12 protein-coding genes are annotated in these 16,774 nt (G+C 70.5%); 5 read left to right on the top strand and 7 right to left on the bottom strand.

What is annotated here, in order from left to right; all coding sequences use genetic code 11:
* Positions 1-57 precede the first annotated feature (57 nt).
* Positions 58-2,565 carry an FtsK/SpoIIIE family DNA translocase gene (locus tag OHA68_RS24995; protein ID WP_327102406.1) on the bottom strand — a complete coding sequence of 836 codons (2,508 nt, stop codon included), beginning with the start codon at positions 2,563-2,565 and terminating at the stop codon, positions 58-60.
* A 159-nt stretch (positions 2,566-2,724) separates the two neighbouring features.
* Between OHA68_RS24995 and OHA68_RS24990 the strand changes: the two genes are divergently transcribed.
* On the top strand, positions 2,725-5,163 hold the full coding sequence (locus tag OHA68_RS24990) for a SpoIIE family protein phosphatase (RefSeq protein WP_327102405.1): 2,439 nt from the start codon (positions 2,725-2,727) through the stop codon (positions 5,161-5,163).
* Here OHA68_RS24990 and OHA68_RS24985 read toward each other — a convergent pair.
* Entirely contained in the window at positions 5,153-6,094 is a 942-nt protein-coding gene (locus OHA68_RS24985) for an aldose epimerase family protein (RefSeq protein WP_327102404.1), read from the bottom strand. The genes OHA68_RS24990 and OHA68_RS24985 overlap by 11 nt on opposite strands.
* Positions 6,091-7,062, bottom strand: coding sequence for a LacI family DNA-binding transcriptional regulator (locus OHA68_RS24980; RefSeq protein WP_189141643.1), 972 nt, complete (start codon positions 7,060-7,062; stop codon positions 6,091-6,093). The genes OHA68_RS24985 and OHA68_RS24980 overlap by 4 nt, the downstream gene beginning before the upstream one ends.
* Positions 7,063-7,286: 224 nt before the next feature.
* Here OHA68_RS24980 and OHA68_RS24975 point away from each other — a divergent pair, with 224 nt between their 5' ends.
* From OHA68_RS24975 to OHA68_RS24960, 4 genes are read left to right on the top strand one after another with little or no spacing between them, the layout of a single operon-like run.
* Positions 7,287-8,234, top strand: coding sequence for an NAD-dependent epimerase/dehydratase family protein (locus OHA68_RS24975; RefSeq protein ID WP_327102403.1), 948 nt, complete (start codon positions 7,287-7,289; stop codon positions 8,232-8,234).
* Entirely contained in the window at positions 8,231-9,109 is an 879-nt protein-coding gene (locus tag OHA68_RS24970; protein WP_327102402.1) for a 5-dehydro-4-deoxyglucarate dehydratase, read from the top strand. The genes OHA68_RS24975 and OHA68_RS24970 overlap by 4 nt, the downstream gene beginning before the upstream one ends.
* Positions 9,109-10,155 carry a mandelate racemase/muconate lactonizing enzyme family protein gene (locus OHA68_RS24965; RefSeq protein WP_407674508.1) on the top strand — a complete coding sequence of 349 codons (1,047 nt, stop codon included), beginning with the start codon at positions 9,109-9,111 and terminating at the stop codon, positions 10,153-10,155. Before OHA68_RS24970 ends, OHA68_RS24965 begins: the two co-directional genes overlap by 1 nt.
* Before the next feature lie 3 nt (positions 10,156-10,158).
* Positions 10,159-12,054 (top strand): DUF6807 family protein, encoded by a 1,896-nt coding sequence (locus OHA68_RS24960; RefSeq protein ID WP_327102400.1) that lies wholly within the window; start codon positions 10,159-10,161, stop codon positions 12,052-12,054.
* A 23-nt stretch (positions 12,055-12,077) separates the two neighbouring features.
* Here the strand turns inward: OHA68_RS24960 and OHA68_RS24955 are convergent, their stop codons facing one another.
* From OHA68_RS24955 to OHA68_RS24940, 4 genes are all read right to left on the bottom strand, one after another.
* Positions 12,078-13,358 (bottom strand): Gfo/Idh/MocA family protein, encoded by a 1,281-nt coding sequence (locus OHA68_RS24955; protein WP_189141638.1) that lies wholly within the window; start codon positions 13,356-13,358, stop codon positions 12,078-12,080.
* Positions 13,359-13,420: 62 nt separating this feature from the next.
* Entirely contained in the window at positions 13,421-14,707 is a 1,287-nt protein-coding gene (locus tag OHA68_RS24950; protein WP_327102399.1) for an ABC transporter substrate-binding protein, read from the bottom strand.
* A 44-nt stretch (positions 14,708-14,751) separates the two neighbouring features.
* Positions 14,752-15,621: a carbohydrate ABC transporter permease gene (locus tag OHA68_RS24945; protein ID WP_327102398.1), complete on the bottom strand. Its 870-nt coding sequence runs from the start codon at positions 15,619-15,621 to the stop codon at positions 14,752-14,754.
* Positions 15,605-16,507 (bottom strand): carbohydrate ABC transporter permease, encoded by a 903-nt coding sequence (locus tag OHA68_RS24940; protein WP_327102397.1) that lies wholly within the window; start codon positions 16,505-16,507, stop codon positions 15,605-15,607. Before OHA68_RS24940 ends, OHA68_RS24945 begins: the two co-directional genes overlap by 17 nt.
* Between the last annotated feature and the right edge of the window lie 267 nt (positions 16,508-16,774).

The raw sequence follows: 16,774 nt of genomic DNA, 5'->3' as shown, positions 1-16,774 counted from the left end.
GACGTAGCGTAGTGGCTTATATTCAACCAGTTAGCACCGGGGAAGTCTGCATTGGGGTCATTCGCCACGCAGGTCGGCCAGCAAACCCGGCAGATCATCCGGCTTCACCAGCACCTCGCGCGCCTTCGAACCCTCGCTGGGGCCGACCACGTTGCGGCTTTCGAGCAGGTCCATCAGCCGCCCCGCCTTGGCGAAGCCGACGCGCAGCTTGCGCTGCAGCATCGAGGTGGAGCCGAACTGGGTGCTCACGATCAGCTCCGCCGCCTGGATCACCAGGTCGAGGTCGTCGCCGATGTCCTCGTCGATCTCCCGCTTGACCGGCGCCGCGGACACGTCGTCGCGGTATTCGGCCTGCATCTGCGTCTTGCAGTGCGCGACGATCTCGGCGGTCTCCTTCTCCGAGACGAACGCGTTCTGGATCCGGATCGGCTTGCTGGCCCCCATCGGGAGGAACAGGGCGTCACCCTGACCGACCAGCTTGTCGGCGCCCGGCTGGTCGAGGATGACGCGCGAGTCGGTGAGCGAGGAGACCGCGAACGCCAGCCGGGACGGCACGTTGGCCTTGATCAGGCCGGTGACGACGTCCACGGAGGGCCGCTGGGTGGCGATGACGAGGTGGATGCCGGCGGCGCGGGCGAGCTGGGTGATGCGGACGATGGAGTCCTCGACGTCGCGCGGGGCGACCATCATGAGGTCGGCCAGCTCGTCCACGATCACCAAGAGGTAGGGGTAGGGCTGGTAGACGCGTTCGCTGCCGGGCGGCGCCACCAGCTTGCCCGCCTTGACCGCCGCGTTGAACTCGTCGACGTGCCTGAACCCGCTGGCGGCCAGGTCGTCGTAGCGCCGGTCCATCTCCCCCACCACCCATTCGAGGGCCTCGGCGGCCTTCTTCGGGTTGGTGATGATCGGGGTGATCAGGTGGGGGATGCCCTCGTACACCGAGAGCTCCACCCGCTTGGGGTCGACCAGCACCATGCGCACCTCGTCGGGCGTGGCCCGCATGAGGATCGAGGTGATGAGCCCGTTGACGCAGACGGACTTGCCCGCGCCGGTGGCGCCCGCGATCAGCAGGTGGGGCATCTTGGCGAGGTTGGCGACGATGGTGCGGCCCTCGACGTCCTTGCCCAGTCCGACGATCATCGGGTGGTGGTCGGCCTGCGCGACCTGGGCGCGCAGCACGTCGCCGAGGGAGACCAGGTCCTTGTCCGCGTTCGGGATCTCCACCCCGATCGCCGACTTGCCAGGAATCGGGGACAAAATCCGAACATCTGCGGATTTAACGGCGTACGCGATGTTCTTGGTGAGGGCGGTGACCTTCTCCACCTTCACCGCCGGTCCCAGCTCGATCTCGTAGCGCGTCACGGTCGGCCCCCGGGTGAAGCCGATCACCTGGGCGTCGATGGTGAACTGCTCCAGCACGCTGGTCAGCGCGTTGACCACGGTCGTGTTGGCCTTGGTCTGCGGCTTAGGCAGACTCCCCGGCTTGAGGAACTGCAGATCAGGCAGCAGGTACGGGCCCGTCTGCGGAGAGAGCACCAGTTGCTCGACCTTGCGCGGCGCGGGGGTGGGGTGCGGCGGGTCCTTCTTGACCGGAGCCGCCGCCTCCTCCTCGTCCACCAGTCCCGGCACGATCTCCGGCGAGTGGCCGTCCCGCTTGCCGCCCTTGGGGTCGTCCTCGGCCAGCACCGGGGTGTCGTACGGCTTGACCAGCTCGCTCGGCTCCGGCGCGGCCTTCTTGGGCTTGGGGCGCTTTCTGGGCTGCTGGGGGGCGTCGGGGGCGTGCCGTTCGAACAGCATGTGCCGCAGCTCGCTCAGCCGCTCGGGGATGCGGTGCACGGGCGTGGCGGTGATCACCAGCACGCCGAACCCCGACAGGAGCAGCAGCAGCGGGATCGTGATCCACGACGGCAGGATGCTCATCGGCGGCGCGGACACGATGAACCCGACGAGACCGCCCGCCTGCGACACCCGCTCCATCGTGTTGCCGGCGTCGCCGGCCGGATAGGGGGTGCCGTTGGCGACGTGGATGACGCCGAGGACGCCGATGAGCAGCGCGCTCCAGCCGATCCCCATCCGGCCGGTGTCGGCGTTCTGGTCGGGGTGGCGCAGGTAGCGCCAGGCCAGCAGGCTGAACATCAGCGGCAACGCCCAGGTCAGCGAGCCGAACACGGCGTGCACGACGGTGTTGACGGCGGCGGAGACGCCGGTCCCGGTGTCCCGCCAGGTCATCGCGGCCAGGACGATCGCGCCGGCGAGCACGGCCAGGCCCACCCCGTCGCGCCGGTGCGCGGGGTCGAGCTCGCGCGCATTGGCGCCGAGCGCCCGCGCCGCGCTGCCGATGCCGTTGGCGAGCAGCATCCACAGCCCGACGATCAGCTTGCCGATCATGGTGAAGACCCAGCTGATCGGGTCCTGGTGGGTCATCGACGGCTTACGTGCCGACGAGGCGCCCTTCGCCCTGGGCCGCCCCGCCGACGTGGCTCCCCGCTTGGCGGGGGTCGAGCGGGACGAGGGCGACCGCTTCGCCGGCCCCTTCGATGCGCTTTTCGGCGTACGGGTGGCCATGATGCCAAAGGTACGTCGGAGACCCCCGAGAAAGCACAGGGGCGCGCCGGGCGTTCGTCGAAGAGCGGCCTTCTTCGCAACCCAAGGTATGAGAGGCTCTCGGTCTGCCACCCTGAGAGTGACCGAACTGCCACATCGAGTGATGTTCTAGGACGCACAGTGGATACGACCCGGGAGTCGAGCACCGCCTTCGACGGCACTCCCCATGCCCCCGCCGCGGCACGCCGATTCGTCCGCCAGGTGCTCGGCGAGTGGCGTCTGAGCCATCTGGCCGAGGACGCCGTGCTGCTGACCAGTGAGCTCGTCACCAACGCGGTCGTGCACGCGGGCACCGGCATCGAGCTGACCTGTCGCCTGGACGCGGACGCCACCCCGCCCAAACTCGAGATCGAGGTCGACGACCACCAACCGGAGCGGCAGGTGCTCGGCGGCACGCCGCCGCTCGTCGATCCGCTGCCCACCTCCGGACGCGGGCTGGCGCTGGCCGGCATGCTGGCCGACGCCTGGGGCGTCACCTACACCAGGACCGCCAAACGGGTCTGGGTGCGCATGGAGTTCGCCGACGTCCCGGAGTCGCCGGCCGCGTGCCTGCCCGCGCCCCGCCGGCCCATCGACAGGTTGCAGGTCGCGGTGGTGGTCGCCGACGCCGAGGGCCGCGTCGTCTCGTGGAACTCCGACGCCGAGTCCCTGCTCGGCTGGACGGCGGAGCAGGTCGCCGGCAGCCCTCTGGAGGAGCTGGTCGTCTGGCGCGGGCACGGGCCGTACGCCTTGTCGCTGGCCGAGACGCTCGGCCTGGGACGCTGGCGCGGCGAGACCCGGATGCGGCACCGGGACGGCAGGTCGGTCCCCGTCTACATCTCCCACCTGCGCACCGACGGGCCGGCCGAGGACCGCCGGTCGATCTGGATGGTGGCCGACAGCGAGCACGGCTTCGTCCTCGCCTCGCCGCCCGCGCCGCTCAGGCGGGAGGCGGGCCGGCGGATCAAGGACCTGCTCGACCAGGACCGGCCGCTGGCCGAGCTGCTCGACACCATCGCGCGGATCGTCCAGCTGTCCAGCGGCGGCGACGCGGCCTACGTGCTGCTGCGGGCCGACGGCTGCAACCGGTTCGGCGTGGCGGCGGGCGCGGGCGCCACCGCCGGGCTGGTGGGCGTGCTGTCCTCCTGCGCGTTCAATCTTCAGTGCGAGACCCCGGTGCTGGTCGACGACCTGCTCTCGGTGGACGTCGAGCTGGCCCAGCGGCTGGAGGCCAGGTCGCTGGCGTGCGCCCCGCTCATGGTCGCGGGCGAGGTCGTGGGCCATCTCGCGGTGACCGCCGCCCAGCCCGGCCGGTTCGAGCAGGACCTCACGGTCAGCCTGCTGCACATCGCCGACCAGGTGGCCGCCACCGTGCAGCGCGAGCGGCTGGCCGAGCAGGAGCGCGCGCATCGGGGCAGGCTCTCCTTCCTCGCCGAGGCGGGCGAGCTGCTCGCGGGCGTGCACGACGAGGAACTGCTCGCGGCCCTGGCCGCGCAGCTCGTGGTGCCGAAGATCGCCACCTGGGCCGCGGTCTACCTGACCGACCTGACGGGCATGACCAGGCTCGCCCGCGTGTGGCACAGCGAGGAAGAGCACAACGCCGAGCTGCGCAGGTCGTTGCCGGCCATCCCGCGCTCGCCGCTGAGCGAGGTGACCTGGCCGGTCGGCGAGGAGACGGTCCTGTCGTTCCCGCTGCGGACGCAGGGCCGGTCCCACGGCGCGCTGGTGATCGGGCGCAGCGAGCCCACGCTCCCGCTGGAGCTGGCCGACCTGCTGGCCGACCTGTGCCGGCTGGTCGCGCTCAACGTGCACACGGCCATGCTGTACGCCCGCCAGGCGACCACCTCGCGGGTGCTGCAGCGCAGCCTGCTGCCGATGCGGGCGGCGCCGATGCCGGGCCTGGAGTCCGCGGTCATCTACCGGCCCGGCGAGGAGGGCGCGGACGTCGGCGGCGACTTCTACGACCTGTTCACGGTGGGCGACCACTGGTGCTTCGCGCTGGGCGACGTGTGCGGCAGCGGGCCGGAGGCGGCCGCGGTCACCGGGCTGGCCAGGCACGCCGTCCGGCTGCTCGCCAAGGAGAACTACACCGTGGCCGACATCCTGGACCGGCTCAACCAGCGGCTGCTGGAGGAGGGCGACGAGGGACGCTTCCTCAGCCTGCTCTGCGGCGAGCTGACCCCGCTGCCGCAGGGCGGCGCGCTGTGCACGATCGCCTCCGCCGGTCACGTGCCGCCGCTGCTGCTGCGGGCCGGCGGCAAGGTGGAGGTGGTGGCGACGCCTCAGCTGCTGCTGGGCATCGAGGCCGACGCCCGCTTCTTCGTCGAGACGTTCGAGCTGGCGCCCGAGGAGGTGCTGCTCTGCGTGACCGACGGCGTCACCGAGCGCCGCGACGGCAAACGGTTTCTCGATGACGACGACGGTCTGGCACGCCTGCTGTCCGAATGCGCGGGCCTGAGCGCCGACGCCGTCGCCGAACGGGTGCGGCGGGCGGTCGACTCCTTCGCCGCCCGGCCGTCCACGGACGATGTGGCGGTGCTGGTGCTCAGGGCCATGCCGGCCCGGCTGATCAGCCCGTGAAGGCGTAGGTGGTGGAGGAGGTGTAGCGCTCCCCCGGCCGCAGCACGGTGGAGGGGAATTGCGGCTGGTTGGGCGAGTCGGGGAAGTGCTGGGTCTCCAGGCAGAGCGCGGCGAACGGGCCGTAGGGAGTGGCGTCGGCGTCGAGCATGCCGCCCGCGTAGAACTGCACGCCCGGCTCGGTGGTGGTCACCTCCATGGTGCGGCCGCTGACCGGCTCCACCACGGTGATGTCGCCGTCCAGGACGAAGCAGTGGTCGTAGGCGCCGTCGAACCTGGCCCCCACCGCGTGCGGGACGGTGAAGTCGAACGGGGTGCCCTTGACCGGGGCGAGCTCACCGGTGGGGATCTTGTCGTCGTCCACCGGGAGGTAGTGCTCGGCGCCGATCCGTACGACGTGGCCGAGCACGTCGCCGCCGCCCGCCAGGTTGAAGTAGGAGTGGTTGGTGAGGTTGAGCACGGTCGGGGCGTCGGTCTCGGCGGTGTAGTCGAGGCGGAGGGCGTCGCCGGTCAGCGTGTAGGTGACCGAGGCGGTCAGCGTGCCGGGGTAGCCCTGGTCGCCGTCGGGGCTGGTCAGGGTGAGCGTCATCGAGGAGTCGGTGGCGTCGGAGACCGCCCAGACCCTCCGGTCGAAGCCGTCGGTGCCGCCGTGCAGGCTGTTGGGCCCGTTGTTGACGGGCAGCCGGTATTCGACGCCGTCGAGGGTGAAGCGCCCGTCCGCGATGCGGTTGCCGTATCTGCCGACCACCGCGCCGAAGTAGCGGCTGCGGGTGAGGTAGTCCTCCAGCGTCGGCAGGCCGAGCACCACGTTGACGCCCGACACCTCGAGAGTCTGCAGGATCGCGCCATAGCTGAGGACCGAGGCGCGCAGCCGCCCGGCCGACAGGACATGACGCTCGACGGTCTCCCCCGACGGCAGCGTTCCGAAGATCATTTGCGGTTTTCCCCCGTTGAGTCGCGGACGATCAAACTCGTCTCCAGCACCGTGACGCCGCCGGTCGACTCCGAGTCGACGGACTGGAGCAGCAGGTCCACGGCGATGCGCCCGGCCGCGGCCGTGGGCATGGCGATGGTGGTCAGCTTGGGACGGCTCAGCCGGCCGGGGACGATGTCGTCCACGCCTATCACGCTGATCTCGCCGGGCACGTCCACGCCGCGCGCGGCCAGCCCTTCGATGAGCCCGATGGCGACCAGGTCGTTGTAGGCGAGCACCGCGGTCGCGCCGGAGGCGAGCACGTCGGTGACCGCGGCCAGGCCGCCGAGCTCGGTCGGCGGGTTGGGGCCGAGGAAGGTGACGTCGGCCTCGACCATCGCGGCGGCGGCGGCCTGCATCTCCTTGCTGGTCCACGAGCCGCTGGGGCCGGTGACCAGGGCGAGCCTGCGGTGCCCGAGGCGGGTGAGGTGCTCGACGGCGAGCCTGACGCCACGCCCCACGTCCATCAGGACCGTGGGCATGCCCTTGACCCTGCGGTTGACCACGACGAACGGGATCTCCTCGCGCAGGCGCTCGATGGTCCTGTTGGTCAGCCGGGGGCTGCACAGGAGCACACCGTCGACCTGCTTGGTGAGGGTCTGGATCAGCTCCTCCTCGACCTGCGGGTCCTCGTCGGTGTCGGCCACGAACACGTGGTAGTCACGCATCCTGGCCTGCGCCTGGGCGGCCTTGATGAGGGGCGGGAAGAAGGGGTTGGCGATGTCGGCGACGATGAGGCCGATGTTGTGGGTGCGCCCGGTGGTCAGCGCCCGCGCGGCCCGGTTGGGCCGGTAGCCGAGGTCCTCGGCGATGGCGAGCACCCTGGTCCGCGTGACGGTGTTGACCAGATGGGGCGCGGAGAATGCGCGTGACACCGTGGAGACATGCACTCCTGACGCCTCCGCCACGTCACGAATCGTCACCGCCACGCTAGGCCTCCGACCATGCCCTGTACATTAATGCAAGCGCTTGTATCACTGTCAATGGACCGTGATAACGCCTTGCCTGCCGCCGAAGGCCACCTTATCGATTCGCTGAGGTCCGGGTCACCACGCAGGCGGGAGTAGTACGGCTTGACGTCCTCCCAACACCGCCTCGATACTTTTGCAACCGGTTGCGGTAACACGAACCCTTACAGGAGGGTGAGCCAAGGATGACACGAACACTGGTGACGGGCAGTGCCGGACGGCTCGGGCGCAGCCTGGTCACCACACTGGCGCAAGCCGGTCACGAGGTGATCGGCGTCGATGTCACCGCCGGCACTCCGGGCGAGGCCGCGGCCACGTTGCCGGCCGACCTGACGGACCTGGGCGAGGCCTATGACGTCATGGCGCGCTTCCGGCCCGACGTCGTCGTGCACCTGGCCGCGATCGCGACGCCGTTCAGCCGGACCGACGGGCTGACCTTCCGCACCAACACCCAGCTCGCCTTCAACGTGTGCCAGGCGGCCAGCAGTCTCGGCGTCGGCCGCGTCATCGTGGCCAGCAGCCCCACGGTCATCGGCTACGGCGCGCCCTCCGGCTGGACGCCGAACTACCTGCCGATCGACGAGGAGCATCCCACCGAACCGTGGAACTCCTACAGCCTGTCCAAGCTCGTGGCGGAGCAGACCATGAGGTCCTTCGCCCGCGACTCGGAGACGAAGTTCGCGGCCGTGCGCCCGTGTTTCGTGGTGGCTCCCGAGGAGTGGGCGGGGGCGCCCACCCAGTCGGGTCACACCATCGCCGACCGCCTGGACCGGCCGGAGCTCGCCGGCGTCTCGCTGTTCAACTACATCGACGCCAGGGACGCCTCGGACATGATCTCGGTGCTCATAGAGCGGCTCCCCGGCCTGCCCAACGGCGAGGTGTTCTTCGCGGGCGCCGCCGACGCGCTGGCCCGGCGGCCACTGGCCGAGCTCCTGCCCCAGGTCATGCCCGCCACCGAGACCCCTGCCGAGGTGTCCATCGGGGCCTCCGGCGAGGCTCCCGTCGAGGCGTCCATCGAGGCCATCGCCTCCCCACTGACCGGCACGTCCCCCGCCTTCACCTCGGCCAAGGCCGAGCGGATGCTCGGCTGGATCGCCAAGCGCAGCTGGCGTACCGAACTGGAGATTCGATGAACCTCAGCGGAGTTCTCTTCTTCCCCGTCACCCCGTTCGCCCCGTCCGGCGAGCCGGCCGTGGACGTGCTGGCCGAGCACATCGGGCGCGGCCTGGAGCACGGCCCCGGCGCGGTGTTCGCGGCGTGCGGCACCGGTGAGTTCGCCGCCCTGTCCGAGGCCGAGCACGCGACCGTCGTCCGGGTCGCCACCGAGACCGCGCGCGGCAGGGCGCCCGTCTTCGCGGGGGCCGGCGGACCGCTCGGCGCCGCGCTCAACCAGGCCGCGGCGGCTCGGGACGCGGGCGCCGACGGCCTGCTGCTCATGCCTCCCTATCTGTCCAAGGGCACGCACGAGGGCTTCGTGGCCTATGTGCGTGCGGTGGCCGCGATCCTGCCGGTCATCGTCTACCAGCGTGACAACGTGGTGCTCACCCCCGCCCAGGTGGTGGAGCTGGCCCGGGTGCCCGGCGTGATCGGGCTGAAGGACGGCCTGGGCGACATCGACCTCATGCAGCGCATCGTGCTCGCGGTGCGCAGGGAGGTCGGCGACGACTTCACCTTCTTCAACGGGCTGCCGACGGCCGAGCTCACCATGGGCGCCTACCGCGGGCTCGGCATCGAGCTCTACTCCTCCGCCGCCTTCGCCTTCGCGCCGGACCTCGCCACCGCCTACCTGAACGGCGCCCACCACCTGCTCACCGAGTTCTACGAGCCGCTCGTCCGGCTGCGCGCCAAGGTGCCCGGCTACGCCGTCGCCCTGGTCAAGGCGGGCGTACGACTCGGCGGCCTGGCGGCGGGACCGGTGCGCGCTCCGCTGGTCGACGCCTCCCCGGAGGACGTGGCCGAGCTGGAGGCGCTGATCAAGCACGGGCGATCGGTGGTCGGCACATCATGATCCGCGACCTCAAGGTCACCCCGCGCACAGCCCGGCTGCCCCGGCCGTGGGGGCCGGACGTGCCGGTCAACCACGTGCTCGTCGTGGAGATCACCCTGGACGACGGCCGTACCGGCACCGGGTTCTCCTGGACGCCGCAGATCGGCGCGCGGGCGGTGCGGGCGCTGCTGGAGCATGACATCCGGGACGCGGTGATCGGCCTGGACCCGCACCCGGAGGTGGTGTGGGACCGGCTCTGGCGGCACCTGCGCGAGGCGGGGCCCGGCGGGATCACCACGGTGGCGCTGGCGGGGGTCGATCTGGCGCTGTGGGACCTGCGCTGCGGCGAGCTCGGCCTGGTCGACGTGCTGGGCCGGCGCAGGGACAGCGTCCCGGTGTACGGCAGCGGCGTGAACCTGCACTACTCGCTGGAGGAGCTCGTCGCGCAGGCCGGCCGGTGGAAGTCGGCGGGCTGTGCGGGCGTGAAGATCAAGGTGGGCAGGCCGGACCTGCGCGAGGACGTCGAGCGGGTGGCCGCGGTCCGCGAGGTGATCGGCCAGGACACGCTGCTCATGATCGACGCCAACCAGCGATGGGATCTGCACCGGGCCCGCCGCGCCGTGGCCGCGCTCGCCCCGTACGGGCTGCACTGGCTGGAGGAGCCGCTGCCCGCCGACGACGTGCCTGCGCATGTGGAGCTGCGGCGGTCCGTGGACGTGCCGATCGCGGTCGGCGAGAACGTCTACACCGTCTACGGCTTCCGGGACCTGCTGGCGGCGGGCGCCTGCGACGTCGCGCAGCCCAACGTGGTCAGGGTGGGGGGAATCACCCCTTTCCTGCGCATTGTCGAGCTGGCCCGGACTTACGACGTGCCGGTCTACCCGCATCTGCTGCCCGACCTGTCGGGGCAGCTGGCGCTCACGTTGCCGCTGCCGTGCATGGCCGAGGACGTCGAGGACGCCTCGTTCGCCGCGCTCGGGCTGCTCGCCGAGCCGTACCCTGTCGACGTGGACGGCGCGACGCTGCGCGTCGGCGAGCACCGGGGCCTCGGCCTCCGCTGGAGGTGAGCCATGCGCGTCGTGCTGGCCGGAGCTCACGGCTTCGGCTCCCATCACCTGGACCGGCTGCGGCGCCTGACCCGTCTGGTGCGGCTGGTGGGCGTCTGCGACGTGCGGCCGGTCGAGGAGGAGAGCCTGGCCGGGCTCGGCTCCCCTGACCTCTCCGCCGACCTGCCCGCGCTGATCGAGCGGACCGGCGCCCAGATCGCGATCCTGGCCACGCCCATCCCCACGCACGCCGACCTGGCCGTGGCCGCGCTCAAGGCGGGCGCGCACGTACTGGTCGAGAAGCCGACGGCGGCCACGCTGGCCGGCTTCGACCGGATGGCGCGGGCCGCCGCCGAGGCGGGCCTGGCCTGCCAGGTGGGGTTCCAGAGCCTGGGTTCGGCGGCGGTGCCGGCCGTGCGCGAGCTGATCGCGGGCGGCGCGATCGGCCGCGTCACCGGCATCGGCGTCGCGGGGGCGTGGCCGCGGCCCGCCTCCTACTTCACCCGCAGCGCCTGGGCGGGCAAGAGAGTGCTCGACGGCGTGGACGTGGTCGACGGGGCGCTCACCAACCCGTTCGCGCACGCGCTGGCCACCGCGCTGGCCGTCGCGGGAGCCGAGGAGCGGGGCGCCGTGGCCGCGGTGGAGACGGAGCTCTTCCACGCCAACGACATCGAATCCGACGACACCTCCGCCATCCGCGTCCATCTGAAGGACGGCCCGCCGATCGTGGCGGCCGTGACCCTGTGCGCGGCCGAGCGGGACGAGCCCTACGTGGTGGTGCACGGCGATCGGGGGCGCATCCGGCTCACCTACACCCTGGACGAGGTCCAGGTGAACGACGGGCCGGTGCGCCGCTTCGGCCGGACGGACCTGCTGGAGAACCTCGTCGAACACCTGCGGTCCGGCGCCGGCCTGCTCGTCCCGATCCATCGGACGGGCGCGTTCATGGAGGTCATGGAGGCCATCAGGGTCGCGCCCGACCCGCTGCCGATCGCCGCCGACCACCAGGACCGGGCCGGCGAGGGGCGGGTGCTGCCGGGCATCGCGCGGGTGGTGGACACCTGCGCGGACCGGCTGACGCTCTTCTCGGAGCTGGGCCTGAGCTGGGCCGTCCCGCTCACCGTGCGGAACACGGCAGGGACCACCGTGGTCGCGGACTACACCACCGCCCCCGACCTGCCCCTCACCGCCGCCCCCAGGCCCTACCTCCACCCGGTACGGACACTCGGCGGCGTCGTCGTCACCGAGACGCGGCCGGACGACCACCCGCACCACCTGGGCGCCGGCGTGGCCGTGACCGACCTGGGCGGGCGCAACTTCTGGGGCGGCCGCACCTACGTCCGCGACCAGGGCCCGGCCTGGCTCGACGACCACGGCGTCCAGCGGCACGTGTCGTTCACCGCCCGCGACGCCTCGGGGTTCACCGAGACGCTGCTGTGGGAGCGGCCGGGCGAGGAGCCGCTGGTGCGTGAGGAGCGGACCGTGCGGGCGGCGCCCGCCGCGCGAGGGTGGGCGCTGGACTTCGCGTTCACCCTGCGCAACCTCACCGGCGGCCCGCTGAGCGTGCGCAGCTCGGCCACCAAGGGGCGGGTGGGGGCGGGGTACGGCGGGTTCTTCTGGCGGGCTCCCGCGGGCTCGGCCGGGCTGCGGGTGTTCACCGCGGTCGCCGAGGGCGAGGAGCGGGTGCACGGCTCACGTGCGCCGTGGCTGGCGCTGGCGGCCGACGACTGGACGCTGCTGTTCGCGCAGGACGACGATCCGTGGTTCGTCAGGGTCGCCGAGTATCCGGGGGTGGGCACGGCGCTGGCCTGGGACGCGCCGCTGGAGTTCGCCGAGGAGCTGACCCGCCGCGTCACCGTCGTGGTGACCGACGGCCGGCTGTCCCGGTCAGAGGCCGCCGCTGTGGCGGCGGGCCGCTGACCGGTCAGATCGTCCGGTACGGCCTACGCATCGGCCAGCCGGGTGCCGTCGGCCGCCAGGTGGACGGGCAGGCCGGTCGCGGCGGAGCGGTTGGCCGCGACGCCGACGAGCACGCTGCGGATGCCGTCGCGGTAGCCGGCGGGGCGGCCGAGCGGGTCGTCGGCGGGGCCGCGGAAGACGTCGTTGAGCAGCAGCCGGTCGCCGCCGCCGTGGCCGCCGGCGCCCTGCTCGATCGGCACCTCCTCGCGCTCCTGCCAGTGCCGGTGCAGGGTGAGCCGCTCCCAGGACTCGGCCGCGTGCTCCTTGCTGGCGGCGCTCGGGTCGATCGCGGCGTGCGGCGGGGTCCAGGACCGCTCGCAGACCTCCAGCTCGATCCGGCCCTCGGTGCCGTTGAAGGCCACCCGGTAGCCCTCGGACGGGGCGTGCGCGGTGAGCGAGTAGGTGAGCGTGGCCCGGTTGGCGTAGCGGACCAGGACCGACATGTTGTCGTCGATGTTCACGCCGGGGGCGAAGACGTCCTGGTCGCGGATGTAGCCGTCCTCGTGCTCGGCGTCCAGGTAAAGGCGCTTGAGCCGCTCGTCGGTGGAGATGTCCAGGATGAACGGGTCGCTGCCCAGCCCAGGGGCGCCCTGGCCGCGTGCCGGGCGCTCGCCCCGGGGCAGCGCCTCGCCGTAGAAGCGCAGGTCCGTCTGGGCGAAGACGAGCTCGGGGGCCGCGCCCAGCCACCAGTTGACCAGGTCGAAGTGGTGGGTGGACTTGTGCACCAGCAGGCCGCCGGAGTGGGCGCGGTCGCGGTGCCAGCGGCGGAAGTAGTCGGCGCCGTGGATGGTGTCGAGGGTCCACTCGAAGTGCACGGAGGTGACGTCGCCGATCGCCCCCTCGCTGATCAGCCGCTTGACGGCCGAGTTGCGCGGTGAGTAGCGGTAGTTGAACGTCACCACCAGCTCGCCCGTGCCGCGCTCGGCCGCCTCGGCGATGGCCTGGCAGCTCTCGGCGTCAATGGTGAGCGGCTTCTCCACGACCACGTCGAGCCCGGCGTCCAGGGCGGCGACCACATAGCGGGCGTGGGTGGCGTCCACCGTGCAGACCACCACGGCATCGGCCAGCTCCAGCACCTTGCCGTACTCAGCGGGGTCGAAGCACGGCACCTCGCCGCCGATGAGCTCGGCGTAGTAGCTCATCCGGGTCTGGTTGGTGTCGCACAACGCGACGATCGTGCCGGTGTCCCGCCAGTCGCCCAGCAGGGCGTCGACGTACATCTGCGCCCGGTGGCCCAGGCCGACGAGGGCGTATCTCTTGCTCAACGGTTTCTCCCCGATAGAGGTGGTGCCGGGGGCCCGCGCGGGCCCCCGGCCATGGTGACGGTTCAGCCCGCGATGGCGGCGTTCGCCTCCGACAGGAACTTCTGGGCGGCGGCGTCCGGTGTCGCCTTGCCGAACAGGACCTCCTCGGAGTTGCGCTGGAGGATGTCCTCCATCTCCAGCGCGCCCTTCGGCGGGGCCTGGATCGGGCTCAGCTCGCTCTTGACCTCCTCGATGAAGGTCAGCGTCTTCTGGTCGACGGCCGGCAGCTTGTCCTTGACCGCGGCGAGCACCTTGGTGTTGGTGGGCAGGCCGCGGTCGCTCAGCAGGGTGGCGGCCGCGTCGGGGTCGTTGACCAGGAAGTCGATCAGCTTGGCCGCCTCGGCGGGGTGCTCGGACTTGGCCGAGGCGGTGTAGAACATGGCGGGCTGCAGGAACATCCCGCCGGTGGTGGCCCCCTCCGCCTTGGGCATCCGCAGCAGGGTCATCTCCTGGCCGGACGACTTGGTCAGGGCGTTGAGCTGGTTGCTCCACCACATGCCCATGGCGCCGGCGTTGGTGCCGAGGAGCGACTGCTCGGGGCCGGTGGAGCCGATCTCCGCGCTCTTGGCGGCGTCCGGCGAGCCCTTGGTCTCGATCAGCTTCTGGTGGATGGCCCACCAGGACTTGACGGTCTCGGCCGACATGCCGATCTTGTTGCCGTCGTAGAACTTCTCGCCGCGCTGGGCGGCGTAGATCTGCAGGAAGGCGGGGTTGAAGTTGTACTCGGCGCCGGTGACGCCGCTGCCGGTGGCCGAGATCTCCTTGGCCAGGCCGGCCCACTGGTCCCAGGTCCAGGAGGTGTCCTCGGGCAGTTCCTTCTTGGCCTTCTCCAGCGCCGCCGGGTTGGCGATCATGGAGAAGGCGTTGACGCCGGTCGGGACGGCGTACTGCTTGCCCTCGATCTGGCCGCTGGCCAGCACCTGCTGGTCGAGGTCGGCGGCGGGCACCTTGCCGGAGAGGTCGGCGAGCGCGCCGCGGCCGGCGTACTCGCTGAGCCCGCGGATCTCGATGCTCATCACGTCGGGGGCGTCGTTGGCGGCGACCTTGGTGGCGATCTTCTCGTAGTAGCTGTCCCAGGAGGAGAAGTCGCCTTCGACATCGATCGTCGGGTTCTTCGCCTCGAACTTCTTGATGACCTCCTCGGTCAGCTTCTGCCGGGCGTCGCTGCCCCAGTAGGCGAAGACGATCGACACCTTGCCGTTTCCGGCCGGGTCGCCGCCGCTGCCGCCGCCACAGGCGCTGGCCGTGGTCATCACGACCACCGACAGCAGGGCGACCGTCCACGTGGTCGTGCGAGAGCTGAACTTCACAGCTCTACCTCCTCTTGGAAGAGTTGCCGGGGGGTGCGGAGGAACTACTTCAAGCCTGTGGTCGCCAGGCCTCTGATCAGGTATTTCTGTCCCGCCAGGAAGAACCCGAAGATCGGGCCCAACGAGACGATCGACATCGCGAACATCGGGCCCCAGGAGGACTCGCCGCTGGAGTCGAGGAACTGGCGCAGCGCGACGGCCACCGTGAGGTTGTCGGAGTTGGTCAGGTAGAGGTTCTGGCTGAAGAAGTCGTTCCAGGTCCAGATGAAGGTGAAGATGCCGGTCGTGGCCAGCGCCGGCATGCACAGCGGCAGGATGACCTGGAGGAACACCCGCCAGTAGCCCGCGCCGTCGATGGCGGCCGCCTCGTCCAGCTCCCTGGGCAGCGTCCGGATGAACTGCACCATCAGGAAGATGAAGAACGCGTCCGTGGCCAGGAACTTGGGCACGATCAGCGGCCAGATCGTGTTGATCCAGTCGAGTTCGGCGAACACGATGTACTGCGGCACGACCGTGACGTGGTGCGGCAGCATGATCGAGCCCAGCATGACGGCGAACCAGATCTTCTTCAGCGGGAAGTCCAGCCGGGCGAAGGCGTAGGCGGCCAGCGAGCAGGCCACCAGGTTCGCCAGGACGGACAGGCCGGTGATGACGGCGGAGTTCCACAGGTAATAGCCGAAGGAGTGCTTGAGCGCCGTCCAGCCCTCGCTGTAGTTGTCCAGCGTCACCGAGCTCGGCCACAGCCCCGGCTCGCGGAAGATGAGCTCTTCCGGCTTGAGCGAGCTGGAGATCATCCACAGCAGCGGATAGAGCATGACCAGGCCGAAGCCGATCAGCAGCAGATGCTTGAGCAGGCGGTTCCCGCGCGGCAGGGGCCGGAACAGGAACGGGATCGGCTTACTTCGTGTCGCCATAGAAGACCCAATACTTCGACGTGAGGAAGCTCACGCCGGTCAGTCCGGCGATGAGGAGCAGCAGGACCCACGCCATCGCGGCCGCGTAGCCCATCTCGTAACTCTTGAAGCCCTTCAGGTAGAGGTAGAGCGTGTAGAAGAGGGTGGAGTCGGCCGGTCCTCCGCTGCCGCCGCTGACGATGAACGACTGGGTGAACGACTGGAACGACTTGATCACTTCGAGGACCAGGTTGAAGAAGATGATCGGCGTCAGCAGCGGCAGCGTGATCGAGCGGAACTGGCGCAGCGTGCCGGCCCCGTCGACCGACGCGGCCTCGTAGAAGCTCTGCGGGATCTGCCGTAACCCGGCCAGGAAGATCACCATGGGCGCGCCGAACGTCCACACGTGCAGGAGGATCAGCGTGCCGAGCGCGGTGTCGGGGTCGGAGACCCAGCCCGGCCCCTCGATGCCGAACAGGGCGAGCACCCCGTTGACGAGGCCGTCCGAGCCGAAGATCTTGCGCCACAGGATGGCGATGGCGACGCTGCCGCCGAGCAGCGAGGGCAGGTAGTAGACGGACCTGTAGAACGACAGCCCGCGCAGCCCCCGGTCCAGCGCCAGGGCCAGGATCAGGGCGAAGATCAGCTGCAGCGGTACGGACACGATCACGTAGATCGTCGTCACGCGGAGCGAGGCGATGAACCGGGTGTCTTCGAGGAACATCTCCCGGTAGTTGCCGAGCCCGACCCACTGAGCCTCTTCCAGCAGGCTGTAGTCGGTGAACGACAGGTACAGCGAGGCCAGGATCGGCCCCACGGTGACCAGGAGGAGGCCGATGAACCACGGCGCGAGGAACACGTAGGCCGCACGGGCCTCCCGCCGTTTGTGAACGTTCACATAGGACATCGGGGGCGGCCTCCGGGGGGTGAGGCGGACGATGTGATCGATTCGGACATGCATCCCTCTTCCAGGTCCAGCCGGGCACGACGGGATGGGATAGCGCATTCCTATAAGGGATACAAATATTCCGTCAACCCTTTGCAGGCGTTACAAACCCGTTACCGATATATCGTCATCCTCGTTTCCGCAGGTCACAGCGTCTTTACGGTTTGTCACATGTTCTTAACATTTTGAGTAACCCCACCCACCTCTACAACCGGTTGCATCTTCAAG

Origin of the sequence: Nonomuraea glycinis (genome assembly GCF_035920485.1) — a bacterium.
Taxonomy (GTDB): Bacteria; Actinomycetota; Actinomycetes; order Streptosporangiales; family Streptosporangiaceae; genus Nonomuraea; species Nonomuraea glycinis.
The sequence above is the reverse complement of the archived record's forward strand: the minus strand, read 5'-3'. Positions and strand labels throughout refer to the sequence as shown.